Origin of the sequence: Wolbachia endosymbiont (group B) of Hofmannophila pseudospretella, assembly GCF_964028515.1 — a bacterium.
In the GTDB taxonomy this organism is placed as follows: Bacteria; Pseudomonadota; Alphaproteobacteria; order Rickettsiales; family Anaplasmataceae; genus Wolbachia.
This window is the reverse complement of record NZ_OZ034788.1, coordinates 1451785-1477195: the sequence shown is the minus strand read 5'-3', so window position 1 is coordinate 1477195 and position 25411 is coordinate 1451785. Positions and strand designations below refer to the sequence as shown.

The following is a 25411-nucleotide window of genomic DNA, read 5'->3' as shown; positions in this document are numbered from 1 at the left end:
ACATAGTTGATGCGATATCTATAAGATTAAGTCTCTTTGTGCAGATGGAGCTTATGATACAACAAGTTTATATCAATTATGCAATAAATATAATTTAAAACCAATTATAAAGCCAAGAAAGAATGCAAAAATCTGTGACAATATAGACCACTTCTCGGAAAGAAATAACAACATTAATATAAGAAAAAGATGCAATTTAACTCAATGGAAAAGGCAGACAGGGTATGGAATACGGTCACGTATTGAGAGTTTTTTCTTTAGACTCAAAAAAACATTTGAATTTAGTTTTAAGAATAAATCTGAGATAAACCGCTCTCAAGAGATGCTCTTAAAATGCTACTTGATTAACAAATTTTCTGATATCGGTATGCCTATTTTCGAACTTATCTCATAAATCTCTTCCATCACTCCTTCACATTAGTAGCCATGCAACAAAGCCGGCATAGATTACAATGTCCGTACAGTAAACACTGACCATTTTTCGTATAAGTTACCTTTGCAAATGTTTGTACAACTGTAACACCCACCTTGAAAACTTCAGAAAAACTTACTTGTCGCTTTTAACCTGCTTAAATTTCTAAAACTAATCTATTTGGATCTTCTATGTAATTTTTTATTTTAACAAGGAAAGTAACTGCTCCTTTACCGTCAACTATTCTGTGGTCGTAAGAGAGAGCAATGTACATCATTGGTCTGATTTCAATTGAGCTACCTACAGCAACTGGTCTATTTTGTATTGAGTGCATGCCAAGTATTCCAGATTGGGGAGGGTTGATTATTGGAGTAGAAAGAAGTGAACCGTATACACCACCGTTTGAGATAGTAAATGTTGCACCTTCCATTTCCGATACTTGCAGCTTACCTTCTCGTGCTTTTTTGCCAAGGGCAACTAAAGTTAGTTCAATTTTAGCAAATGACATTTGATCAGCATCACGAATAACTGGTACAACAAGACCTTTGTCAGTGCCAACAGCAACGCCTATGTCATAGTAATTTTTATATATGATTTCATCACCTGAAATTTCAGCGTTAATCTCACGAATTTCTTTCAGCGCTTGCACTGCTGCCTTTATAAAAAACGACATAAAACCAAGTTTTATTCCGTATTTCTTTTCGAAAGTTTCTTTATACTTTGCCCTGAGATCCATGACATTTTTCATGTCAATTTCATTGAACGTGGTCAGTATTGCAGCAGTATTTTGTGATGCTTTCAAACGAGCAGCAATGACTTGCCTTATTTTGCTCATTTTCACTCGTTCTTCTCTTCTCTCTCCACTTGCTACGCTTTTTGGCGATTCATATTGTTTTATCGCAGGTTGTTCAGCCTTACTCATATGGTCTATCACATCTGCTTTGGTTACTCTGCCTCCCATGCCAGTTCCTTTTACACTTTCTGCACTGATTGCATTTTCTTCCATAATTTTACGAGCTGAAGGGGCATCTTTTTTAGCAGCGCTTTCGCCCTTATTTTCTTCTTTCACTTCTTCTTTTATTTCTCCTACAGCAAGTTTTGCCAGTAACTGATCAGGGCTAATTACATCATCTTCTTTCACAAAAAATTCGGTTATTTGTCCTGAAGCTTCTGCAGTTAATTCGAGTGCTGTTTTGTCAGTCTCAATTTCAAAGATCAAGTCATCTACTTTTATTGCTTCACCGATATTTTTCTTTATTTTTACTATACCCTCCGTAACCGATTCACCACCAAGAGTTTTTGGCGCTCTTATTTCTATAATTTTGCTCATAAAATAACTTCTACATAAAACTTTCTATAAATTTATACATGAAAAGAGACATGTAATAAACTAATAAATTCATTAGGCCTTATGCTTGATTATTTCTTTTTATATGTTTAAAATTAAAATACTAAGTAAATTGAAATAAGATTATGGATTTTGATAAAGCAGACAATGCAGAGGATTTAGATAACGAAAAACTTCAACTGATATGTAAGGCTTATGACATAAGATTACGATCAAGTCAAAGAGTTGTTGATGGCATCAATTCAATGGATTACAGTAAACTTAAAATCTTATGCAAGTATAATAATAAGTTTAGTTACAAAGGTATTGAAGAATTACTCTCAGATGAGAGCATTGTTAATCACATCAACGATTACGATGATGAAATGTTTAGTTCCATGCTAAATGATGCACCTTCGGAGCGCAATATTCTAGAAATACTAAAAGGTGAAGAGGTTTGCAATACCAATAATGAATTCGAAAGTAGTGGTAACGAAAAGAATGAAGAAGATTATGGATATTATGATAATTTTGATTACGAGGAAGATGAAAAAAATGATCCGAATAACTTTGCTAAAGAAGCACTAGGAAATAAAGGAATTAATGAAAAACGTGTTGATGATGTTCAGTTTTACAACGATGCAGATGTGGAAATACCACCAAAAAATCAAAATGATATTAGGAATATCCGTCTTATTCAATGGATGATAGTTGAGAGTGATGGTAAGCTTAGTGAGCAAAATGTTACAGAATTACTAAAAGATCAGAGTTCTATTGATCGAATTAACTCTATTGGTGATAAAAAGCTTCAACTTATACTCAAGAGTAATAAGTTTAGTGGTGAAAATATTATGGAGTTATTAGGAAATCAAAAAGTTGTTGAATACCTCTGTTTTATTGATTATGAAAAATTTGAACTCATTCATAATAGCGATAAGTTTAATAGTAGCAATTATACTAGTAGCAGTTACAAGATTATAAGGTTGCTAGAAAATCAACAAGTTGTTGAGCACATCAATTTTATTGATTATGAAAAACTTAAATTCATACTTTGTAATGATAAGTTACTCTTTAGCGATATTGTAAGACTACTAAAAAATCAGGAGGTTGTTGAGAATATCATTTCTTTTAACATTAAAAAATTTCGACTCATATTTTATCGTGATAATCTTAACTACGTAGATACAATAGAATTACTAGGAAATCAGGAAGTTGTTAATAGAATCGGTTTTACTCCTTTTGAAGAGTTAAAATCCATGTGTAGTCATTCTAGTCTTAGCGATATTATAAAACTACTAGAAGATAAAAATGGGCCTAGTAATGTCTTAAGTGGGACACGGAAAGAAAAAATGCAAGTCAGTTACATATCATGACATAGCTTAAAAAGTGTTTGTATCCAAGGTTTTGCTTTATAAATTTAAGAGGGTGTTAAATAAACCATACGCATCAAATTAAGAAAACACGCTCAATTTAGACCATTTTTGCCATATTTTCTTAGTAAAATCACTGGTAGCTGACACCGAGGTTCAGAAAACTTTATTCATAGAGTAGAGTATAGACTATCAATGATTTTTCAGTAATAATGTAGTTCAGGTGAATATAGTGAACGTTTTACATAGAAATTAAGCTAACCTAATATGGGTAATATTGGTAAAACCGAATAACAGGTTGAATTAAAATGTTAAATCTAGAATCTCTACCAAAACATCTAGCAATTATTATGGATGGTAATGGTAGGTGGGCAAAGAATCAAGGAATGGTAAAAATTGATGGTTATAGAAAAGGCAGTGAAGTTGCATTTGATATTGCTAAACATTGCACAACCTTAGCCATATCTTACTTAACTTTGTATGCATTTTCCATGGAAAATTGGCTCAGATCTGAAAACGAAACAGACTACCTATTTAATTTATTTTACTCCACTTTAATTAATGAAGATAAAATGAAATTCATTTACAATTGTAACATTAAGTTAAATTTTATTGGCAATTTAAGTCTATTGCCCAGTAAAATATTCGATCAAATCAAAAAAGCAGAAGAAGTGACACATAAGAACGATGGTCTATTACTCACTGTTGCAGTTAGTTATGGAGCAAAGCAGGAAATTATACATGCTATCAACAACGTCATAAAAGGAAATATTGATTGCGTATTGGAAGAGGAATTTGAAAAATTTCTGTATACTAAAGATTTACCAAAATTGGATTTATTAATTCGCACTGGTGGCGAGAAAAGGTTAAGCAATTTTTTACTATGGCAAGCAGCTTATGCTGAATTGTATTTTTGTGATACTTTATGGCCTGATTTTTCTTGTCAAGATTTGAGTAAAGCATTAGCAGATTATACAAAGAGAGAGAAAAAATATGGTAGATAATAATTTTATGGTGAGAACACTGTCCTCAATAGTCATATTACTTATATTTTCTTTTGCCACATATTTCAGTGATTTATCGTTTTATCTACTAATTTTCTCAATTGCAGTTTTATCTTCTTTTGAATGGTATAATCTAACTCAGGGCAATAGAATCTTATACATTTTCGCATTACTACTCATTGCACTACCAAATGCATCGCTGATATACTTATATAATCTACCACAGGGAAAATATGAATTAATATGGCTTATCTTAACCATTTGGAGCATCGATATTACCGCTTACCTATTTGGTAAAAACTTTGGTGGTGCTAAAATTTGCCCAATTATTAGTCCTGGAAAGACTTGGTCAGGGCTTTTAGGTGCAGTTTTAGCTGGAGTATTTTGTACAATTTTTGGTTCAATATTTTTGAGTTTATTTCCAATTTTCTATTCCCCAATAATTGGCTTTACAATTGCTATTCTAGCCCAACTTGGAGATTTTACTGAATCACTCATAAAAAGAGTTTACAATGTTAAAGATAGTGGAGGTATAATACCTGGCCATGGAGGAGTACTTGACCGTATGGACAGTTTGATCTTTACTGCCCCCTTTATTGCTATTTACATAAGCTAAAGAATGAAGTGCTATTAACCTTTGGTCCTTTCCTTTTTGTTCACTGCTTTCACCTCAACAGATTGAAATTCTTCGGAGTTTACTATTTCACTCATGGGCTTACTGCAATAAGGACAATACATTTCTCCTTCTTTATGTAAATATACTACTGGATGACCAGAACCATCATCATTCTCATCACCACGGCAGCAAACTATTAGATTATTATCCCTCACTTCTGACATACTGCTCCTTTATTTTATAGTATTTTGTACATCGAGCATAACCGCTTTGAAGTGGAGAAAACAACAAATATTTATTCTCCATTTTTTACCCTATTTAGATTAATCAATTCGGTTTGGACATTTTGTGATACAAAGCTGCTAACATCTTCTCCTAATCTCGCTATTTCTTTCACAAAACTTGATGAGATAAATTGAGTGTCTTCAGATGCAGGAAGAAATATGGTTTCGATTTCATGGGAGAGCTTATAATTTACCCAACTCATTTGAAATTCATAATCAAAATCTGATACTGCCCTCAGTCCTCTGATAATAACAGAGGCATTTTGCTCTTTGGCAAACTTCACGAGCAACCCATTAAAAGATATAACATCTGCATTAATTTCTGCTCCTTTAACTTCATTTTCAGCCATGCTTGTGCGTAGCTTTATGTTAAAGGCAGTATGTTTGTTAACATTTTCTGCAACACCGACTATCAACTTATCGACTAGCTTACATGCTCTTTTTATTATGTCAAGGTGCCCAAAAGTTATAGGATCAAACGTACCAGGATAAATTCCTATTTTGTTATTAATGTTCATTTTTTGTTTCTATACTTCAAAAACTTTTGATGGACATAATAACGTTTTTTGTCTAAAAATAAAAGTACGTAGTTGGCCTGATAGCTCAGTTGGTAGAGCAAAGGACTGAAAATCCTTGTGTCGCTGGTTCGATTCCTGCTCAGGCCACATTCTTTTTCTTAATGTTCTATAATATATTACAATATTAATATAATTATTTAGGAAATAATGCATAAATGTTACAATAGAGTATTTAATATACTATTAATTACATTTCTACTATTAAGTAATATCGCTTATAGTGAAAAAGTAAACAAAGAATTATCTGCTTTGACAGCAGAAAATGCAGTAAATTATAATATAATTGTTGGTTTATTGCAAACAGATGAATCTCAAAATATCTATGAGATATTCAATAATTTTGGGGTTAAAACTATATTCATTGACTACGACAAAATAATTAATCTAAAAGAAATCCAAGAAGAGTTCGCAAAACAAGATGAAATATTGGCAAAAAAGCTGATACTAGATCGAATAAAAGTTGAAGTTGCAAAATTTATCAAAGAGCAAAAGATAAACAGAATATTTATTTCAGATAACTTTCATTCAGCTCTTAACCCTTACCGCCAGCTTGTGAATGAAGCAATTGTAAAAATAGTAGATGACAATCCTACAATTCATTTGCTTGCCATATGCGGTGGTTTACAAGACATTATGCATGCAAAAGAAATTGAAATAACAAATGTTGTTAATGATGAGAAGAATCATTTAAAATCAGCATCCTATCCACAAAAAGAGAATATGCCTCTTCAGCAGATAAAAATTGTTCCAGGTAGTCGTTTGGAAAAAGTGGTAGCTAGATTTTTACTACCTAATCAAAATGGCTGGTTTTCAACTTATTTTCCGAATGCTCATTCAGGTACAGTAAGTAATACTACAGAGAATAGAAGAAGGCTAGAGCTACTTGGATATAAAATTGCAGCATTTGCCAATGACGGGGTAATAGAAGCTATCGAAGATAAGCATGGTAATATTTACTTTCAAAGTCATCTAGAAGCCCTTGTTGTCAAATCAGATAAAAACTCTCGTTTGTCAAGCCAAAAGGTACGTCAGGTTTCAACACTAGTTGCTATAGCAATTATAAATGATTTTCTTCATCGCGTTTAATGCTAAAATAAGGAAAATCATTTAATGTCATGCCAGCACCCTTTTTCTTGTTGTTCCAGTGCGTGACGCTGGAATCCCGATACAATGTTGAACACTTTTTTTTGTCTTTCTAGAGCAAGTTCTTTCGGTTCTGTCGCATTTGTAGGGAAGTAGAAAGAAGAATGATATAATTGTCTAAAAATAAAGCAAAGATGTTTCGTATCAATCAAAAATTATTGCCATATTTCAAAGGATTTAGCTTTTCAGCGATGTTATCTGTATACATGAAATGTCGATTCTCTTTGAGCTATCGAGATTTGGAAGAAATTATGAGTATAAGGGGAGCAAAATTGACCATGCTACGTTACAAAGTGGTTTATTACCACTGATAGATTAGGCAGTAAGGAAAAGAAAGAAGCAGGTTGGTAGTAGTTGGAGAGACCTACATTAAATTAAACGGTAAATGGGTTTATTTATATAGAGCACTATTGGTAATACTGTAGACTTCCTCTTGTGTGTTAGTAGAGACAAGTCTGCAGCACTCCGCAAAGATTACTATTACAGGTATAGAAAATATTCGCATGATTCAGAAAAAACAAATTATCGGAGCTAATGACAATGTTTCTACTTTTGAGAATTTTGCTATGTTAATGGCTCTATAACTCCTATAATCCCAACTTTAATGATCTTCTTTTCTATGGTTTATAGATGCGACAGAACCTCCAGGATTTTTCTCCCAATTTTGGGACTATGCATTGCTTGAAAAACTCAACACCATACCAACGCTAAAGAAAATCATAAGAGGATGGTTAGGAGCGGGTATTATGGAAGATGGAAAGCTTCAATCCACAAAACGTGGTACAATTAAAGGAGGGACGATCTCACCGTTGCTAGCTTGTGTTGCATTACACGGATTAGAGCAACATGTCAAAAAAGCTTTAACAAACGAACTCTTTCAGTGCATGAAAAGAAAATATGGTAAGATACCGCATAAAAACGCGTAAAAGTCTATTAGTGTAATTTTCTACTGTGATGATTGTGCGCCGTAGAAACACGGGAAGTGTTGAAGCTGTGCAATAGATGAGGGAGGGCCCCTCGGAGCCGGTTTGCAAGAGCAGGCTTCAAACAGCCATAAGCTGCTTTGGTAAAGAGCTAAGGTAGTGAGCGTTATGGAAAAGGCACAATTATGTGTCATGTGTGAAATAGAGAGACGAACGCAAGTGAACCACTGATGAAGTGTCGAAAGCGTAGAGACGACGTCAAAACCAGGGGGTAGTCGTTAATCTGGGATAAATCTACCGGGAGCTTGTTTACTGGGTAGGTGGCGTCCGGCATAAAAGTGGCGTGAATCTATTTTAGGCTATTGCATGGAACTACGGGAACCTGTCGTTTCGATGATAAGGAAGAAATTCAAAGAGCAGATCTCTGAGGATGAGAGTACCGATGCGGAAAACAGGGGCGGATCAGTTTGTAGTAGTGAAGAAGTTTCTGTAATGGAAATGGAGCGAAGGGACTGAGTTATTTAGTTTTAATTATTTTGTCAACCGTAATGGGAGGAATTAATGAATAAAACAAAGTCTTTTGATATACCGAAGCAACTTATTTGGAAAGCTTATAAACAAGTATCGAAAAATAAAGGTGCTGCAGGTGTAGATGAGGTCTCGATAACAAAGTTTGAGGAGAATCTAAAAGATAATTTGTACAAACTATGGAATCGGATGTCATCCGGAAGTTATTTTCCCGAGCCAGTAAAAGCTGTTACAATACCGAAAGATACGGGAGGACAAAGAACTCTATGTGTTGTCCGACAGGATAGCACAAACAGCCGCTACTATGTATCTTGAACCATTAGTAGAGCCGAAATTTCACGAGGATTCATATGGTTATAGACCAAATAAGTCTGCATTGGATGCGGTATATACAGCACGGAAGAGATGTTGGAAAAATGATTGGGCAGTAGATCTTGATATATCTGGATTTTTCGACAATCTGGACCACGATTTAGCACTGCAGGCTATCAAGAAACACACTGACTGCAAATGGATCATACTGTATGTTGAGAGGTGGATGAAAGCCCCCATTCAGCAAGCAGATGGCAGTAAGGTAGTTAGGGATAAAGGAGTTCCGCAAGGAGGTTCAGTTAGCCCAATCATCTCTAATATATTCATGCATCATGTGTTTGATATATGGATGAAAAAGAACTACCCGACAGTACCATTTGAGAGGTATGTGGATGATGCGATAGTGCACTGCAGAACTAAGAGACAGGCAGAATTTATGAAAGTAATGATCGAAGAAAGATTGGCTAAGTGTAAATTGAGGTTACATCCTGAAAAGACACAGATAGTGTACTGTAAGGATGGTGATAGGAGAGATGAGTTTCCTACACAAAACTTTGATTTCTTGGGCTATACCTTTAGAGCTAGAGGAGCAAAGAATAAGAAGAGGGACTGTTATGTTTCATTTCTACCTGCAATCAGCAACAAAGCCAAGAAGAAGATCAAGAAAACCATAAAGTCATGGAGAATACATCGGATTACGTGGACCACATTAGAGGAAATATCGAAGAAAATAGATCCAATAGTCAGAGGCTGGTTTCAGTACTATGGCAGGTTTTATAAATCGGAGATTTATACATCTCTCAGAAATATAGAGAGATACCTCATAAGATGGGTCAGAACCAAATATAAGAAACTTCGAGATCATGGAAGACTAGCAAAGCAATTTCTAGGAAAAGTGAGAAAGAGGTCTCCAAATATTTTCTATCATTGGACACTTGGGTTAGGATCAAAGGACTAAATAATGGGAGCTATATAAACCGAGAGGGTGCGCCGTGGTACGCATTAAGAAATACTTAGCGGAGCTAAGCGGGGTTCAGAATAAATGGCCTCGAGGTGAACAACTAACTTTAACCCGAAAGGGAAGGAGGACAAGAGCATGTATGTAAAGCGAGAGTTATCTGAAGATGTGTAAGGTAACGGCTTGCAACACCTGATCAATATGGTTAAAGCTAAACTGCTTGAATTCTAATCTTCAGGGGTGGGATTTCACATCCATGGGTATCACATTTAAAACCCCATGTCTACAGTAAGCACAAATTAAACTTTCGTTTGTGTGACATTCTGGCTGTAGAACGATAAGTAGTGAACTTATTTAAGAGGATGAATAGAAAACCTAAGTTGATCTAGAACAGTTCTTAGTGACGGAACATGGGATGACCTAAGGAACGCGAGTTCTATGGTTACGGAGTCATCGTAGTAGTCGTGAAAGTAACGAATCACCGGGGAGTGTGGGAAAGCCACATACAGGGCAAAGGGTGACAGATAATTGAATGTTGAAATTGGGAGGTACGCAAGATGCGGAAAGCTGAAACAATACTTAACATTATACGTGAACGTGGACAAAGAAATTTGCCGGTTAAAAACGTATATCGCCTACTCTATCAGCGTGATCTTTACCTTCGGGCGTATGGCAAACTTTGTCGTAATAAAGGTGCTATGACAGAAGGTGTGACAGTTGAAACAGTTGATGGTATGTCTTTGGAAAAGATCGATAAAATCATAGAGGGTTTACGCTATGAGCGATATCGGTGGACACCAGTAAAACGTATCTATGTTTTAAAGAAGAGTGGTAAACGCAGGCCGTTAGGGTTGCCAACATGGTCAAATAAGTTACTTCAAGAAGTAATTCGATTAATATTGGAAGCCTACTATGAGCCTAAATTTAGTGAATGTTCACATGGATTTCGACCAAAGCGTGGATGCCACACTGCATTAAGAGCAGTAATGCAAAAAGGCAGAGGTACAAAATGGTTTATAGAGGGAGATCTCAGTGCATGTTATGACTCAATTGATCATACTATGTTGTTGAAAATACTGAGTGAAAGCTTCCAAGATAACCGTTTTATTCAGCTAATCAATCGACTGCTAAAAGCAGGATATATGGAAAATTGGAAGTACAATAAGAGTCATAGTGGGGTACCACAAGGTTCTATTATTGGTCCAATTCTGAGTAACATATTACTCGATCGGTTAGATAAACATGTGGAGCATATACTAATACCAGCAAATAACCGAGGTAAGCGAAGAAGGACAAATCCAAAATATTTAAGGTTAACCATGCAAGTATCGATGATGAGAAAACAAGGGAACTGGGATCAAGCAAAACAACTGCGTCAATTAGTGCAGGGTATGCCATCTAAGGATTCTTGCGATCTAAATTATCGACGTCTTTGGTATGTTAGGTATGCTGATGATTTTCTGGTAGGGTTTGCAGGACCAAAGAATGAAGCTGAACAAATTAAGAATGAGATTGCTGGGTTTCTCAATGAGGAGCTCAAACTTATGCTTAATGAAGATAAAACGTTTATTACACATGCGTGTGATAGCAAAGCCAATTTTTTGGGTTATGAAATACATGTTTTGCATGCAGATGATAAACATGATCATCGGACACAACGATGTATTAACGGTAGTATTGGGTTACGTGTACCACATCATATAAAGCAGAAAAAGTGTTCTGATACCAAAATCCATTACTGACCGAACAAATAAGAAACATTACAAACTCGTTTAATAGTAGTACTGGAAATATTGACAATAAAATTACACAAAACATCTTCAAGTAAACCTATGGTATCGTAGATACTATTGCGTAAAGTATTGTATTTGATATATTGCCACAACCTTTCAACAGGATTCAGTTCCGGTGAATAAGGAGGCAAGTATATGATGGTAATGTTTTCCTGAATTTTCAAACTTTTTGATCTATGCCAACTTGCACAATCCATTACAAGAAAGGCTTCTTTCGTGCCTAAATCTTTCGACATCTGCTCCAGAAATATATTCATACAATCAGTGTTTACATATGGAGCAAGTAGGCTAATTTTCTTACCACTTCTTGGATTTACCGCACTGTAGATATAGAAATTTTGTCTACCAATTTTCATTTTAACCTGTGTTCTGACCCCTTTTTTAAACCATCCGTGTCCGATTTTTGAATGAGTTCCAAATCGTGATTCATCAAAAAAATACCTCCTTTTCAGGGTGGGAATTGACTATTTTATTGAAGTATTTTTTAAACTCTTCTTGCTTGTTTTTATCTTGTTTATGGTGAATTGGCCTCGGTGTTATGTAAGAAAACTTCATCCTTTGTATCTCACGGTGCACTGTTGATTTGCTAATGTTTAGGCCAAATTCCTCTGAGATTTTTATTTGCACTTCCTTAATAGTAATATTTGGATTTCTTTCTACCCATATTTCAATTTGCTCACGTTGATTTTTGTTTAATTTGCTTTTTCTTCGCCGCTGAGACGGGGAAAATAATCTTTCTACTCTACCAAATTTTAGATGCTTTATCCATTCAGTCAAAGCAGTCCTTGAAATTTTACATATTCTTGCCATAGCGCTTATACTACTTTCTTTTCCTGCTATCACCGCTTGTAACTTTTTTGAAACATATGCGTTATTTCTGACCTTTTTTAACATTTCTTTCGCCAAATTTACAACTTTTTCGTCTAATAGTTTTGACCTTAATGCCATTTATACCTCTCTATTTTATCTACTTTAGTATCACTTCTTTCCCATTATTGTCTATCTGTTCTTTATATAGTGGGAATTGGTATGAATATATGCGTTGTGGTAAACCGATACATTTACCTCAACGTACAATTGATACAGCTTACAGTATTGTTGCTCAGTATCAAACTGAATATCGAGGAATTGTACAATACTACAAAATGGCCTACAACCTTCACACACTAAGTTATCTGAAATATGTGATGGAAGTATCATTAGTAAAGACTTTAGCATCTAAATACAAAACAACTTGCAGGAAAATTTATAGAAAATTTGGTGCGACGATCGAAAATGATGAAGGTGAAAAACGAAAAGTCATCCAAATCAGAGTAGATCGTTTACCATCAAAGATACCATTAATTACACACTTTGGTGCTGTGTTGCTAAAATGGAATAAATGGGTAAGCATAAGTGATAACCTTATACCAATATGGAATAAGCGTAGTGAAATAGAGCAAAGACTATTGGCACAAACTTGTGAATTATGTAAATCACAAGAGCAGATTGAAGTACATCACGTACGTAAACTTGCTGATTTGCTAGGTAAACGTAATACTGAACTACCGGAATGGAAAAAGAGAATGATTGAACGACAGAGGAAAACTCTTGTTGTTTGTCATGAATGCCATAAGAAAATCCAATATGGAAAATATGATGGTGACTCCTTAAAACGTTAGATTATTGGAGAGCCACGTGATACGGAAACGATCATGCGTGGTTCGGAGAGGGGTTGTTGGAAAAGTACTTAACAAGTAACTCGCTGGCTGCCCACTCTACTTTCCGTACAGTTCTGCGAGAGACTGGTGGGGAAGTTCCGCCGGTCTACTCTCCTTATTATTTCAGGTTTCACACATGAAGTACTGGAAAAGGAAGTTAAGCCTTTAGTATCATCTTTTCTTCATGAGCGAGGTTTAATTCTGTCAGAAGAGAAGACAAAGATTACATCTATCACAACAGGGTTTGACTTTCTTGGTTGTAATGTACGTAGATATAATAAGAAGTTAATTATTAAACCTTCGAAAGAAAGTATTAAAAGACTTCTGAATAAAGCACGTACATTGATAAAAGCAAATATAGCGAACACTCAGGCTATAGTAATTAAGTCACTCAATTCTCTACTGAGAGGATGGGGAAATTACTATCACCATGTGTGTGCTAAAAAAGCGTTTAGAAAGATCGACAATGAAATTTGGCATAGTTTATGGAAATGGGCAAAGAAAAGACATCCTCGTAAAGGATTACGTTGGATAAAGAATCGTTACTTCAAAGTAATGGGTCAACGCCAATGGGTTTTTGCTGCACCCCTATGCAAGAACAAACCAAAAGAGATACGGTATTTAAGACTGCTTAAGCTGATTGATATACCTATCAGACGACATGTTAAAATCAGAGCGGATGCAAATCCCCTTGACTTAAAATGGAAAAAGTATTTTGATGAGAGAGTGAAACGAACAAGAATGTTAGCAAGCTCCTTTTCAAGAGAAGGTTCTCTACTGTTAGTGTCACCACTAAAGTTGATGTATTCTGAGGATTTATGAAAGACAAGCCGGTTCGAGAAAAGAAGAACTTAGATAAGGGACTCAAGCGTAGTGTGGGGAAACCTGCATGCTGCGTTTCTAAGGGAGGGAGTAGTAGTAATATTGCTTCCTTACCTGACCAATTCACTAAGACCAAAGATACAAGGCTTTGAAAAACGTGCCCAATACTATGCTGCTAAAGCTTACTCAAGGCAAGCTGATAAAGGTGACCAGTATCATTAACCTTAAGGAAATTATCTTCATTGCTATAGCAGATTGTGTACTGTTTCCTAATAAATCTGAGTACAAATCAAAGCATACTATTCGAGATGAAGACACTAATGATCATGATCTAAAAGATTTCTATTTTATATTTATTGAGTTGCCAAAATTTCCAAAGAATAAGGAAGATCAGTTGGAAAATATAGTTGAAAAATGGGTTTATTTTTTTCGATATGCAGATGAGACTAGTGAAGAAGAGCTGGAAAAAATAATAGGTAGTGATGTAATAATTAAAAAGGCCTATGAAGAGCTAAATAGATTCAACTGGTCAGAAAAAGAATTTATTGCCTATGAACAGGAAATAAAACGTATTCTTGATGAACAGGCTGTCCTCGCTCAAAAACTTGATGATGCTACTGAAAAAGGTAGAGAAGAAGGTAAAGAAGAAGGCATCCAAATCGGACATGAAAAAGGCAGAAAAGCAGAGAAAATCGAAGTGGCAAAGAACTCACTTAAGGCCGGTGTCTCTATTGATGTTATCGCTCAAATTACCGGCTTTTCGATAGATGAAATTCAAAAATTAAGGAATTAATACTTTACCTTGACCTCTAGCTTGAGTTAAATGACATTGAACAGAAGTATTATTTAGATAACTTTTAGGCTCCAAGCTTATTTGTTGTTCTTTTACGTCACTCACTTCTAATCTGCTTAACATTTGTTGCATTAATTGATTTATTACTGGGTCTATTCTTCTATTAAATTCAGCCATAAACTTATCAAACTTTTTCGGACTTAATCTACCGGGATCTCCGGGTTCTCTACCAGGCAATGCTTCCTCTGCGTATGATTTTAAAATCCCTGAAATTTCATTAAATTCACCACTCCTAATTTTTTCATTAATCTTCTCAAATAATTTCTCAAAATTAATATCTAAGCGGTGCATTTTTATACCACCTTTCGATTCAGCTTGCTTCTCTAATACTTCCTTGAACGACTTTATAATATCCGATGTGTAAAAAAGAGCCTTTACAGGATTAACATCAGAAAACTTAGGAAGAGGACACTTTTTATCTAGAAAAGCTTGTAACAAGAAAAACATCAAGCTAGCATTATTACTCGCACAAACTTCACGACTAAATTGGCTAGTATATTGGATATTTGGGTTTCTTACTGTATCAGAATGATTGGAGCTACTTCCTGCTGTACCAGAACGGCTAGAGCTATTTTCTGAAAATGAAGGCAACGCAGCCCTTAAAGGGGAAGAGATAAACTGAAAAACACCTTTAACAGCATCTATCCATGAAGACGGCTTACTTGCTCCGCTTGTAGCTCCTATTTTGTTATAGCCTGTATCATCACCCTGCAATGAATTCTTTGACACATCTTGCCTAGCTACTATCTCAGGTTGATTACTTAAATCTATAGCAAGAGGTTTATGTGATAAGTGACTATGATGACGATCGTGATCCCCATGATGATGACGGCGTTTACGTTGTACAGGTTTTCCTCTTTCTCTTTCGATCCCTTCTAAATATTGCACAACACTATCATGTCCTTTATCTCTAGCAATACCTAGTGGTGTTCTGCCATATCTATTCTTAATACTAATGTGTGCTCCATTCTCCATGAACTTTTTTACTGTACTCAAGTAGCCTTCCTCAGCAGCCTTATATAGAGGGGTGCTACCATAGTAATTCCGAATATTAATATCAGCATTGTTCTCTATGAGCTTCCCTACTACATCTAAGCGACCTTCTTTAGCAGCCAAATGCAGAGGAGTATCACCATTTTTATCCCTAGCATTAATATCCACCTTCACTAGTTCTTTTACCACGCCTAAGTAACCTCCCTTAGCAGCCAAATGCAGAGGAGTACGATAAAAATTGCCATCTCGGGCAGCAATATTAGCCCCTCTCCTTATGAGCTCTTTTACTACATCTGAAAAACCTTCTCCAGCAGCGCAGTGTAGAGGAGTTTCATCAAAGCGGTTCTTAGAGCCTGTACGTGATCTCAAAAAAGGGATAGAATGAGAGGATAAAGTATATAAAGTAGGATATGCGAAGTTTATATCCAAGTGATATAAGTCGAGAAAAGTTTGAGATTATTGTAGCAGATCTGGAGTCTTGCAGGAAGAGGACAAAGCCAAGAACACTTGATTTATATCATGTATTTTGTGGAGTGTTATACGTCTTAAAAAGTGGCTGCCAGTGGAGAATGTTACCAAAAGAGTTTCCAAAATGGCGGAATTGTTACGACTATTTTAAGAAGTGGAGTGAAAAAGCAGATGCAAATAAAGAAAGTGTTCTGGAGCTGGTATTAAAAAAAAATAGTTGGCGTGGTCCGACAAAACAATGGTCGGAAAGAAAAAACCAGCTTCTGCATAATTGATGCACAAAGCGTAAAAAATGCAGATACTGCTGAAGAAAAAGGCTATGATGCAGGCAAAAAGGTTTCAGGAATAAAACGCCATATTGCGGTAGATACACAAGGTTTACCCCACGCAATTTATATAACAACGGCAGAAATAACTGATCGTAGTAGCGCTGTGAGAATGGTTAAAAATGCTAAAGAAAACCTATCTGAAGTTAAAAATATACTAGTTGATGCTGGCTACACAGGAGAAAATTTTGCAACACAAATAAAAGCAACTATTGGCGCTACCGTTGAAGTAATAAAGCGAAACGAATTACACACCTTTGTCGTATTGCCGAAAAGATGGGTTGTTGAGAGATCTTTTGCTTGGTTGCAAAAATGTAGGCGATTGTGGAAAAATTGCGAGCGGAAACTCAACACTAGCCTGCAAATGGTCGTTCTTGCTTTCGCTGCTTTGCTTCTGAAAAGATTATGAACAGGCTCTTAACATCAACTCTAGCACCGTTCTCTATGAGCTCTTTTACCATACACAAGTAACCCTTTTTAGCTGCTAGGTGCAGAGGAGTATTACGATCATTATTTCTGATGTTAATATTAGCACCTCGACTTACAAGACTTTTAATTTTACCAGAACAGCTATCTTGTGTCGCATTTGACAATTCTCTATCTAAATCCAATTGTGCTTGTCTTAAAAACTCTACTATGTCTCTACAATTCCTTCGAATAGCCAAGCTTAAAGGCGTTTGGCCATACATATCTGTAGCGTTGACATTAGCACCTTTATTAAAAAGAAGCTTTATTATATCCAAACTGCCTGCTTTAACAGCAAGATGCAAGGGTCTTTCATTGTATGCGTTTCGAGACTCAATATCAGCGCCTTGATCAATAAGAAACTTAGCTATGTCTAATTTACCCTCCTGAATAGCCCAGCGCAGAACATGAATGTCTTTATCTCTGATGCTAAAATACCCTCTATTAAAAAGAGTTATGACTGAGTGCAGTCTACCCATTTGAATAGCAATGATAGTTAAGTATAAATACCTTAATTCATCCCCACCTTCAAAATTAGTACTTTTAATTAAATGTTTAGCTTTATTAAAATTATCTTTCGCTATAACATTGAGCACCAGTTTTTTTAATAAAATTACTTTTTCCTTATTAAACTCCACTATAACATCTTCTGGATTACAAATAGAAGTTATACATTTTGAGTTAGAAACCACTGCATCATTAAAAGCAAACATTATTTCTTTTGCTGGCTGATAAGTATTCCAATTTTCTACTTTTACAAGAGTGTTATTTTTATGTGATAGCAATAAGATATCATTCATAACTTTCATATCGAAATTTAATATAGACTTATCTTTTAAATCAACTAAACCAATATCATTTTTGTTAACAGGTTGGTTATGATAAATCTGTAACCCTTGCTCATCTGGTTTATAATATCTGAAAGAACTAAATTTATCAGCTCTTTCTCCAAATTCTCCTGGTTCCACAATTCTATTATTTAGCCTTATGGATAAATCCCAATTTTTATGAACAAAAGAATAATAATTCGATATTGATAATGCCCCTCTATCTGATAACAATAGCAAATCATTATTTAGCTTCAAAAAAAGCACTTTATCTGAATCAAACGTGAAACAATTATGATGATTTAACAGGTCAGTACCATTAACACTGAATCTTCCATCTACTTTAAAGCTATGAGAACAATAATCACGCTCTAGTTCCCCATTTTGAAATTTGTAATATTCTTTTCCGTCAAATGTAACTGTAACATCTTTATAATCTGGTAGCAAAGTTACATGTAAATCATTTTTGTTAACCTTTATTTCTCCTTTATCATTTCCTATAAATTGTATATCGCTTAATGTACAATTTAATTGGCTAAAATCTAGTATACCATTTGCTTGAGCAATCGTAATATTAGCGTTTCTGTTATCGAAGAGATAAAGATGACTTATATTACTTGGAGCTTCCCAGTAAAAATTATGATGCTCTTTATCAGGATAAAAAATATGATTGCTAGAGCCACCTATAGTGCTATGATAATTGGCGCTTGATAATTGCTTTGTAATACTAAAGTTTGAATTGTCTATTTTTCTTAGAGCCTGTTCATAATCTTTTCAGAAGCAAAGCAGCGAAAGCAAGAACGACCATTTGCAGGCTAGTGTTGAGTTTCCGCTCGCAATTTTTCCACAATCGCCTACATTTTTGCAACCAAGCAAAAGATCTCTCAACAACCCATCTTTTCGGCAATACGACAAAGGTGTGTAATTCGTTTCGCTTTATTACTTCAACGGTAGCGCCAATAGTTGCTTTTATTTGTGTTGCAAAATTTTCTCCTGTGTAGCCAGCATCAACTAGTATATTTTTAACTTCAGATAGGTTTTCTTTAGCATTTTTAATCATTCTCACAGCGCTACTACGATCAGTTATTTCTGCCGTTGTTATATAAATTGCGTGGGGTAAACCTTGTGTATCTACCGCAATATGGCGTTTTATTCCTGAAACCTTTTTGCCTGCATCATAGCCTTTTTCTTCAGCAGTATCTGCATTTTTTACGCTTTGTGCATCAATTATGCAGAAGCTGGTTTTTTCTTTCCGACCATTGTTTTGTCGGACCACGCCAACTATTTTTTTTTAATACCAGCTCCAGAACACTTTCTTTATTTGCATCTGCTTTTTCACTCCACTTCTTAAAATAGTCGTAACAATTCCGCCATTTTGGAAACTCTTTTGGTAACATTCTCCACTGGCAGCCACTTTTTAAGACGTATAACACTCCACAAAATACATGATATAAATCAAGTGTTCTTGGCTTTGTCCTCTTCCTGCAAGACTCCAGATCTGCTACAATAATCTCAAACTTTTCTCGACTTATATCACTTGGATATAAACTTCGCATATCCTACTTTATATACTTTATCCTCTCATTCTATCCCTTTTTTGAGATCACGTACAGGCTCTTAAATTATCCAATTCATCATCTAACACAACGTCATTACCTACGCTTTTTGTTACATGTAAGTTTGTTACTACACCAGTTTTATTGTCTACTTTTGTCGGAGTTACAAACGAACCATCTGCTGTTTTTACCAATATCTGTTTATCTATACTTATAAAAGCTCCACTTTTATTATAGATGGTTGTTATATTATTAGTATGAGTGATATTACCTATATCACTAAGATTTATTGGTAATAATACTAAACCCTTTCCATAAATAGAATCACCAAAATAACCCTTTATTGTAGTAAAGTTCTTTGCTGTTATTACATCATTGCCACCTTTACCGTCTGTATAATCTGCATAAGAAACTTTTATATGATTAGCTTTGTTGCTGCCAACAATAGAATGTATGTTTATTGAATCTGTAGTAAGATTACCTTGTGTTATGACTATGTTCTTTTGCCCATCTGCCCCTAAATCACAAGAAAACTTTCCTGCTATGTAAAAGAAATTTCTACCTGGATTATGTACCTTACAGCTATCCAGCGACTTTTCAAAATAGTACCTATTTTCTATCTTATCTCTCCTATCTCGATCACCATTTAAAATATCCTTTTCTTGAAAAACAACATTAATATTAGCATCTTGAGATAGTATATGATACATGCTCCCATACCCACGGGAATTTGTATTTCTATATATAACCGCATTATAACAGTCGCTAGGATACTCTTGTAAAAACCACTTTTCAAATGTTCTATTCAATAATACGTTGCTATGATCATATAAACTATCACATCCTGAACCAATTCCATTTACAACACAGTCAGTACATGAAGGATTATCAACTTGTACTTTAACATCACTATCACGTGGTCCGCAAACGACACTATAACTCTCAATGTTTGTAGGAACCACCCTAGAATTAATATCACTGATATGAAATGGATGTGTAACATTTGTATTGAATCCAAAACCAAACTTAGTATCAACTATTTTTGTGTTAGTACGACAGTAAACTCTGAAGAGTCGTATTTCCGCATCACCACGCTCCTCCTTTGTAGCCAATATATAAGGCAATGACATAACTATTTTATCATAATTATTTTTATATTGGCTTATAAGCTTTGATACATATTGTTTATATATACTTTCTGCTTCTATGTCATCTTTTATATAATCTGGTACTTTTTTACCAAGAAAGAAATCCCAATAAAGATCATGTCTCTCCTGATCTGTAAGATTCATTTGTTCTGTTAATTTTTCTACTTCAAGTCCTGCTTCTACAAACTGTGCTATAATGATTACAGCAACTGAAACAGCGGCACCAACTGGACCAGCAAATTCTCCTATTATTCCAGCTTCCATACCTATAGCTGACATTGTCTCAGTAACAACCGCAGGTACATCTGCAGCTATAAAAATGGAATTAGTTGCAATGTTTAGGTCAGCAATCTTTATATCTACTGGATCTGTTGCACTCTGATGAGCCTTTATTGACTCCGCTAACCCTAAAAATGCTGCAAAATTACCTATAGCACGTCCCATAACTGGCGCAAACCCCTTTAGCATCTGAGAATCAAGCTTTGTTCCTAACTCTAATATCTTTCCAGAGATTTTTTCGCCAATCTTTGGCATTACCCAGAGATTTAATGCATCATAGCCTAATCCTTCTATGTCTCCATTTACTATATGTTTACCAACTAAAAACATTGTAAAGGCAAAACCTGCACCTTCTGCTACTTTTCCTATTTTTTCTGCTACTCCATATCTTCTCAGGATATTTTCTATTTCTTCTTTATTTTCTACATTGTTCTTCATTTCCTTCACAATATCTCTAATCTCTGGATCTATTGAATTTAGATCTATATTTTTGAGCTTTACTATAAGAGCTTCTTTGATACTTGGATCTATAGTTCCTTCTTTGAACATCTGATCAGATACCTTAAAAAGTTGATCATAAAACTCAATGCTTTTTGCTCTTTCCCTCATCTTATCAGTATTGAATAGTTCTTTCATAAACTCTTCTTTTCTCTCTTTCTCTTCAATGCTCTCTTCATCATTCGAGTCTATGCATAATACATCCACATTTCTCACTCTCCTTCTCTTGGGGCATCCAGCAAGTGGAGATCCTGGTCTTTTCTTTTCAGGAGAGCTACTGGAAGTATGGTCAACTTTAACATCCTGCGCGCTTACCTTGATTACATTATTCTTGTCTCTGGCTCCAATATTGAAAACCATAGCTACATGCTTAGCTGTCTTTTTATCAGTGAAGGACCTGAGAATTTTATATTTCTCACTCAGCTGTTCTTTTGCTTGCTTTAGTTTACTATTTGCATCGTTATCACTATTAGCAAGTTTTAACTCTATGATAATTGGATCATCTTCTATGAAAGAGTCATCATTTTCTGATAGTTGTGTAAAAGATAACGCTAGGTCTATCCTCCCTTGTGGAGATGCATTAGATTCCATATACACTCTAATCTCTTTACCATCTTCAGTTTCTTCATTTATAAATAAGCCTTGTATTATTGCTTGAAAGTCTATTTCTTTTTTGATTAATCCCTTGAAAGGAAACAAGACTTCCGCTAAAGGAGACAATGATTCTCCTAGTTTCCTATCACTTCTTTTTTTGTCACCACTTGTTCTTTCTATGTCAATACTTTTCCGTAGACCTTTAACTAAATTACCAACCTTAACATTCTCTATCTTTTCGAATTGACCCTGAAACTTACCTTGAGAACTACCAGAGACTTTTTCTATATTTATACCCTGATAATAAGATTTATCTTCTCCCCCTTCTACTTCAAATCCATCTGGTTTATGCTGTACTCCCGTGTTTATTGTTACATCAATTTTAACTGCAGAATTGATTCTCAGCCCATCAATTGGGGGAATCCTTTTACTATCAGATTCCTTTTTCCCCCTAAGTGCTCTCTGCTCACCACTACGTTCTATAATATTTAATATTACTGCCTCACTCTTGGCCTGGTTTGATAGCACAAGTGTGGTAGCCTCTCTTCCTATACTTTCATCTTGATTCGTATAAGTAAAAATATATTTATCTAATTCATCATCGTCTACAGCTAAAACCTACCCAAATACTAATTTACTCAAATAATGGCGATTATGGCTCTGAATTGAATGATATAAATTCTTCAATTCACCCTTTAAAACATTTTTAATTTCACTTATACGATTCTGATTGAACCTTTTCATCTCTTCTAATAATCGCTGCAGGAAGCCTTGCGATTGAAAAATCTTAGCTTGTTCTGTCTTTACTTCAGCACAACTCATCCCTAATATAACCGCCTCTTCTGCTTTAGTTCTAACGCTTAGGTTATATAGGTAGCCTTTGTTCTTGATCTGTGCTATGGCTTCATCAGCAGTATGACCTTCTCCTTTAAACTCAACAACTACTGGAATAGGTTTTGGGTTCATCCTGTCATTTGTACCTTTTCTCGTACGTGACATAAATATCAGATCTGCACGTCCATTACCTGCGGTACGTTCAGCGTAACAGTTAAGATCATAGCGATATTTAAAGTTTAATGCTAAAGCTCCATAGTGAAACCCATGATACGCTGCTTCTGAATTGCTTAGCGAAAATTTTTCTTGATTATCTCGATATACGCTAGCAAATTCTTTGAAAATTTTTTCCGTACTACCTATTACTTCCTTTATATCTCCATTAGAAAGCTCTTTAAATGAATCTTCTAAGTTTATAGACTGAGCTACACTAATCTCTTTAAATTCGTTATTAACCTGAGATTGAGAAGATGCTGCTATCTTAAATTTTTCTTTTACTCTACCTATCTGCCATGTATGTAGTCTGAATGATTTATTGCCTGGTTCTCCTTCAGTACAAATACGGAACACATGTTCATCTACGTTATCTATATCAGAAATACCCAATTTTCCCGCTATTTCCTTAAGTTCATCGTCACTATAACGATACTTATCTTCTGGATTTCTACCACCTGTAATTCCATCATTCGTAAAAACTCTAAGGGCTACTTGTTTCTTTCCATCTTTTTTAAGAGAAAAACATAGCTTTACAACATTAGCTTTACCTTTTTTTCTACTATCTTGTACACCAACCTCAGTATGCTTAACATATACCTTATCGATACCAAGCTTTTCTACTAGCCCACTTTCAGGAAGTATTAAAACTGAACCTAAAATACCATGAATAAAAAACTCTGGATCAGACGTCGAGCCAATATCTGGAGTCTCACTAAAAAATAAACTAAACTTTTCAGCAAACCCTACGGGCTTTTCTTTATCCACCGCAAGAATTGGATTACCTTTATCGTTACCTAAGTTAATTGGTTCTGTAAGTAACAATTCTATTAATTCAGGCTTATGTTTAATGTGTTTTGTTTTAGCTGTTGCTTTTGGCACTTTTCCACCTATTTTTTCATACTATGTGCTACTTCTTTAAATTCTATACTATGAAGCCTTTTAGCTGGACTACTATCACTTTCTTCCATACTTCTCTTTTTGTTACCTTTGTGAATAAGGTCATCCAGCAACTGAAAAGCCTTATTCCACATATCCTTTTCTTTCTCTAACTTTTCTTCCGAGCGACGGCATATGATACGTTCCTTGAACTTTTCTTTAAACTTAATTATTACTTCTTTGGACAATATACACTCCTGAATAAAGAATTTTAGTAAATCCCATTTATTGTTATAAATTAAACTCTCACAGATATCCTTACCTTCACGGTAAAAAATGATTTTTTCTTTTTCAATAAGAGTTGCATCTTTTAAAATTAGCTTAACATTCTCTTTATCTTCAATCTTAAGTAACTTTGACAATAGAGACCCACTAGAACATTCATCTATAACATACCTTTTATGAGCATCTGGGCTTTGCTGCCAAAATTTCCCAAAAAGCTTTTGATAGTCATAATCTTTGTGGCCCTCTATCACTTTATCGACCATTTCCCTCAAAAAATAATTACAATCCTTTCCAGAAAGAAAATCCCACATACGACTCACCGTTTTCATAAAGAAACTTTGCCAAGGCCAATCTAACAAGCATTTTAACACTTCATAAGGGTAGCTTTTAAATACTTCTGTTTGTTGCTCTTCATTCATTTGTGAGAGTAAAAAACATAAAACATCAGCATAGTGTTCTTTAGGAAGGTCAGTACGATTGCGAGCAGAGTCACAACGTCTATCTGCTACATATCCTGCAGATCTTACTAACGACTCTTCTTTTTCCTTGGAAGTTAGTTTTTGCAAAAAATACTCAGTTGCCGCTTTATTACCACCAACTGCTGCATATTCAAATGCATATTGATAAGGAGAACACTTACTTTGCCATCTTCTTTCAATCATATTATCCAGCTTATTCACTTCTCCTTTTGTATAATATGTCCAAAGAACCACTAATTCCTGCTGCCTAACTTTTCTTGGATCTTCTTCGCTATAAAAAGACTTTCTGCGATTTTCAGGCATCTTGCTCCATAGTTCCCGAATATCATCCTCTAAACAGTAAATACATGCCAGTCTATAGCGTCTGGTAATATCTAAATTCTCATCTTTAATTAACACCACTGCTGTTTCCTTTTTATCTACTGTCCCTTGTGGTGTCCAACAAAGCTCATTTGGCAGATCTATACCAAGATAGGAGTTTTGATCATGATACTCCCTCCACTTTAATATCTCCAGGCCTATTGGTTTGATAAAGTTCAATACTTTCTTTTTTAGGGGTTCTGGTAACAGGAGCTCTGGTATTTTTTCTATTACCTTATCTTCTACTACTTGCCACTCTTTCCGTCTTTCACTGAGAATTAACGATCAAAAATAGAACCTTGCGGTCAAGGCCCTAATGTCGTCCTGGTTCCACAATGTGATAGCTATCTTAACTAGAGTTATATGCTCAAGCGATGGCGTTAAAGTGTAATTCATTATTTGCCTCACTAAAATACTTAATATATCATGATTTTCTATTTATTAAAGAAAAAAATTATACCAACCTTCGTTACTGAAAAGACAAATAGGACATGTTATAAATTCGCCTTAGTTTTTACTCTCAAATGAATTACTATTAATTTAATATTATATATCGCTAATGAATTAAATAATATAACCATCTC

Annotated in this window: 22 protein-coding genes, 1 tRNA gene and 2 pseudogenes; 15 read left to right on the top strand and 10 right to left on the bottom strand. The window is 35.0% G+C overall.

All coding sequences use genetic code 11. The annotated features are described in order from the left end of the window. Positions 1-16 precede the first annotated feature (16 nt). On the top strand, positions 17-394 hold the full coding sequence (locus ABWU24_RS07155) for a transposase (protein WP_341816086.1): 378 nt from the start codon (positions 17-19) through the stop codon (positions 392-394). A 175-nt stretch (positions 395-569) separates the two neighbouring features. Here the strand turns inward: ABWU24_RS07155 and odhB are convergent, their stop codons facing one another. After that, complete coding sequence (gene odhB / locus ABWU24_RS07150) at positions 570-1742, bottom strand: 2-oxoglutarate dehydrogenase complex dihydrolipoyllysine-residue succinyltransferase (protein WP_341815991.1); 1173 nt, start codon at positions 1740-1742, stop codon at positions 570-572. Positions 1743-1885: 143 nt separating this feature from the next. Between odhB and ABWU24_RS07145 the strand changes: the two genes are divergently transcribed. The 3 genes from ABWU24_RS07145 (at position 1886) to ABWU24_RS07135 (ending at position 4729) form a co-directional block, all read left to right on the top strand. Next, entirely contained in the window at positions 1886-3112 is a 1227-nt protein-coding gene (locus ABWU24_RS07145) for a hypothetical protein (RefSeq protein ID WP_353274711.1), read from the top strand. Positions 3113-3417: 305 nt separating this feature from the next. Next, positions 3418-4113 carry a polyprenyl diphosphate synthase gene (uppS, locus tag ABWU24_RS07140; RefSeq protein ID WP_015587721.1) on the top strand — a complete coding sequence of 232 codons (696 nt, stop codon included), beginning with the start codon at positions 3418-3420 and terminating at the stop codon, positions 4111-4113. Beyond that, a complete protein-coding gene (locus ABWU24_RS07135) occupies positions 4103-4729 on the top strand; it encodes a phosphatidate cytidylyltransferase (protein WP_015587722.1) in 627 nt (208 codons plus the stop codon). The genes uppS and ABWU24_RS07135 overlap by 11 nt, the downstream gene beginning before the upstream one ends. A gap of 14 nt (positions 4730-4743) precedes the next feature. Here the strand turns inward: ABWU24_RS07135 and ABWU24_RS07130 are convergent, their stop codons facing one another. After that, entirely contained in the window at positions 4744-4953 is a 210-nt protein-coding gene (locus tag ABWU24_RS07130) for a zinc-finger domain-containing protein (protein ID WP_015587723.1), read from the bottom strand. A 71-nt stretch (positions 4954-5024) separates the two neighbouring features. Next, complete coding sequence (gene coaD / locus ABWU24_RS07125; protein WP_353274709.1) at positions 5025-5531, bottom strand: pantetheine-phosphate adenylyltransferase; 507 nt, start codon at positions 5529-5531, stop codon at positions 5025-5027. Between the two features lie 74 nt (positions 5532-5605). Here coaD and ABWU24_RS07120 point away from each other — a divergent pair. The 7 genes and pseudogenes from ABWU24_RS07120 (at position 5606) to ABWU24_RS07090 (ending at position 11197) form a co-directional block, all read left to right on the top strand. Then, positions 5606-5678: transfer RNA gene (locus ABWU24_RS07120), tRNA-Phe, on the top strand. A gap of 60 nt (positions 5679-5738) precedes the next feature. After that, on the top strand, positions 5739-6677 hold the full coding sequence (locus ABWU24_RS07115; protein WP_135352788.1) for a gamma-glutamyl-gamma-aminobutyrate hydrolase family protein: 939 nt from the start codon (positions 5739-5741) through the stop codon (positions 6675-6677). 191 nt (positions 6678-6868) lie between these two features. Continuing rightward, positions 6869-7318 (top strand): annotated as a pseudogene (locus ABWU24_RS07110) (DDE-type integrase/transposase/recombinase). 162 nt (positions 7319-7480) lie between these two features. Then, on the top strand, positions 7481-7660 hold the full coding sequence (locus tag ABWU24_RS07105; protein WP_051063868.1) for a hypothetical protein: 180 nt from the start codon (positions 7481-7483) through the stop codon (positions 7658-7660). Positions 7661-8218: 558 nt separating this feature from the next. Then, a complete protein-coding gene (locus ABWU24_RS07100; RefSeq protein WP_341815931.1) occupies positions 8219-8500 on the top strand; it encodes a hypothetical protein in 282 nt (93 codons plus the stop codon). Beyond that, complete coding sequence (gene ltrA, locus ABWU24_RS07095) at positions 8454-9455, top strand: group II intron reverse transcriptase/maturase (protein ID WP_353274637.1); 1002 nt, start codon at positions 8454-8456, stop codon at positions 9453-9455. The genes ABWU24_RS07100 and ltrA overlap by 47 nt, the downstream gene beginning before the upstream one ends. Positions 9456-10012: 557 nt before the next feature. Continuing rightward, positions 10013-11197 carry a reverse transcriptase/maturase family protein gene (locus ABWU24_RS07090; protein ID WP_353274707.1) on the top strand — a complete coding sequence of 395 codons (1185 nt, stop codon included), beginning with the start codon at positions 10013-10015 and terminating at the stop codon, positions 11195-11197. Here ABWU24_RS07090 and ABWU24_RS07085 read toward each other — a convergent pair. Then, a protein-coding gene (locus ABWU24_RS07085) for an IS630 family transposase (RefSeq protein ID WP_353274705.1) occupies positions 11191-12196 on the bottom strand; the annotation gives its coding sequence in 2 pieces (ribosomal slippage) (positions 11191-11685 and positions 11687-12196; 1005 coding nt in all). The genes ABWU24_RS07090 and ABWU24_RS07085 overlap by 7 nt on opposite strands. Between ABWU24_RS07085 and ABWU24_RS07080 the strand changes: the two genes are divergently transcribed. From ABWU24_RS07080 to ABWU24_RS07070, 3 genes and pseudogenes are all read left to right on the top strand, one after another. Beyond that, positions 12190-12909 (top strand): group II intron reverse transcriptase/maturase, encoded by a 720-nt coding sequence (locus ABWU24_RS07080; protein WP_353274703.1) that lies wholly within the window; start codon positions 12190-12192, stop codon positions 12907-12909. The genes ABWU24_RS07085 and ABWU24_RS07080 overlap by 7 nt on opposite strands. 126 nt (positions 12910-13035) lie before the next feature. Then, positions 13036-13770: a group II intron maturase-specific domain-containing protein gene (locus tag ABWU24_RS07075; RefSeq protein WP_353274702.1), complete on the top strand. Its 735-nt coding sequence runs from the start codon at positions 13036-13038 to the stop codon at positions 13768-13770. Beyond that, positions 13767-14563 (top strand): annotated as a pseudogene (locus tag ABWU24_RS07070) (Rpn family recombination-promoting nuclease/putative transposase). Before ABWU24_RS07075 ends, ABWU24_RS07070 begins: the two are co-directional and overlap by 4 nt. Here the strand turns inward: ABWU24_RS07070 and ABWU24_RS07065 are convergent. Then, positions 14552-15985: an ankyrin repeat domain-containing protein gene (locus tag ABWU24_RS07065; protein ID WP_353274700.1), complete on the bottom strand. Its 1434-nt coding sequence runs from the start codon at positions 15983-15985 to the stop codon at positions 14552-14554. The pseudogene ABWU24_RS07070 and the gene ABWU24_RS07065 sit on opposite strands and share 12 nt — an antisense overlap. Positions 15986-16026: 41 nt before the next feature. Here ABWU24_RS07065 and ABWU24_RS07060 point away from each other — a divergent pair. Further along, positions 16027-16819, top strand: a protein-coding gene (locus ABWU24_RS07060; RefSeq protein WP_341815401.1) for an IS5 family transposase whose coding sequence is annotated in 2 segments (ribosomal slippage) — positions 16027-16290 and positions 16292-16819 — 792 coding nt in all. Because the reading frame shifts where the segments join, the coding sequence is not laid out codon by codon here. On the opposite strand, the gene ABWU24_RS07055 is transcribed toward ABWU24_RS07060, so the two are convergent. The 5 genes from ABWU24_RS07055 to ABWU24_RS07035 all read right to left on the bottom strand — a co-directional run bounded on the left by ABWU24_RS07055 (position 16764) and on the right by ABWU24_RS07035 (position 25007). Further along, entirely contained in the window at positions 16764-18149 is a 1386-nt protein-coding gene (locus ABWU24_RS07055) for an ankyrin repeat domain-containing protein (protein WP_353274698.1), read from the bottom strand. The genes ABWU24_RS07060 and ABWU24_RS07055 overlap by 56 nt on opposite strands. 316 nt (positions 18150-18465) lie before the next feature. Next, positions 18466-19258 (bottom strand): IS5 family transposase gene (locus ABWU24_RS07050; protein ID WP_353274345.1). Its coding sequence is split into 2 segments (ribosomal slippage): positions 18466-18993 and positions 18995-19258, totalling 792 coding nucleotides; the frame shifts between segments, so codons are not numbered across the junction. A gap of 47 nt (positions 19259-19305) precedes the next feature. Beyond that, positions 19306-22305 carry a hypothetical protein gene (locus ABWU24_RS07045; RefSeq protein ID WP_353274696.1) on the bottom strand — a complete coding sequence of 1000 codons (3000 nt, stop codon included), beginning with the start codon at positions 22303-22305 and terminating at the stop codon, positions 19306-19308. A 90-nt stretch (positions 22306-22395) separates the two neighbouring features. Then, on the bottom strand, positions 22396-23706 hold the full coding sequence (locus ABWU24_RS07040; protein ID WP_353274694.1) for a PD-(D/E)XK nuclease domain-containing protein: 1311 nt from the start codon (positions 23704-23706) through the stop codon (positions 22396-22398). Positions 23707-23714: 8 nt separating this feature from the next. Next, positions 23715-25007 (bottom strand): hypothetical protein, encoded by a 1293-nt coding sequence (locus ABWU24_RS07035; RefSeq protein ID WP_353274692.1) that lies wholly within the window; start codon positions 25005-25007, stop codon positions 23715-23717. Positions 25008-25411 lie beyond the last annotated feature (404 nt).

Coding starts and splice junctions, on each gene's coding strand:
- ABWU24_RS07145 (WP_353274711.1), top strand. CDS start 1,886: ATGGATTTTGATAAAGCAGACAATGCAGAGGATTTAGATAACGAAAAA.
- ABWU24_RS07100 (WP_341815931.1), top strand. CDS start 8,219: ATGAATAAAACAAAGTCTTTTGATATACCGAAGCAACTTATTTGGAAA.
- ABWU24_RS07135 (WP_015587722.1), top strand. CDS start 4,103: ATGGTAGATAATAATTTTATGGTGAGAACACTGTCCTCAATAGTCATA.
- ABWU24_RS07130 (WP_015587723.1), bottom strand. CDS start 4,953: ATGTCAGAAGTGAGGGATAATAATCTAATAGTTTGCTGCCGTGGTGAT.
- ABWU24_RS07090 (WP_353274707.1), top strand. CDS start 10,013: ATGCGGAAAGCTGAAACAATACTTAACATTATACGTGAACGTGGACAA.
- ABWU24_RS07105 (WP_051063868.1), top strand. CDS start 7,481: ATGGAAGATGGAAAGCTTCAATCCACAAAACGTGGTACAATTAAAGGA.
- odhB (WP_341815991.1), bottom strand. CDS start 1,742: ATGAGCAAAATTATAGAAATAAGAGCGCCAAAAACTCTTGGTGGTGAA.
- ABWU24_RS07115 (WP_135352788.1), top strand. CDS start 5,739: ATGCATAAATGTTACAATAGAGTATTTAATATACTATTAATTACATTT.
- ABWU24_RS07080 (WP_353274703.1), top strand. CDS start 12,190: ATGCCATTTATACCTCTCTATTTTATCTACTTTAGTATCACTTCTTTC.
- uppS (WP_015587721.1), top strand. CDS start 3,418: ATGTTAAATCTAGAATCTCTACCAAAACATCTAGCAATTATTATGGAT.
- coaD (WP_353274709.1), bottom strand. CDS start 5,531: ATGAACATTAATAACAAAATAGGAATTTATCCTGGTACGTTTGATCCT.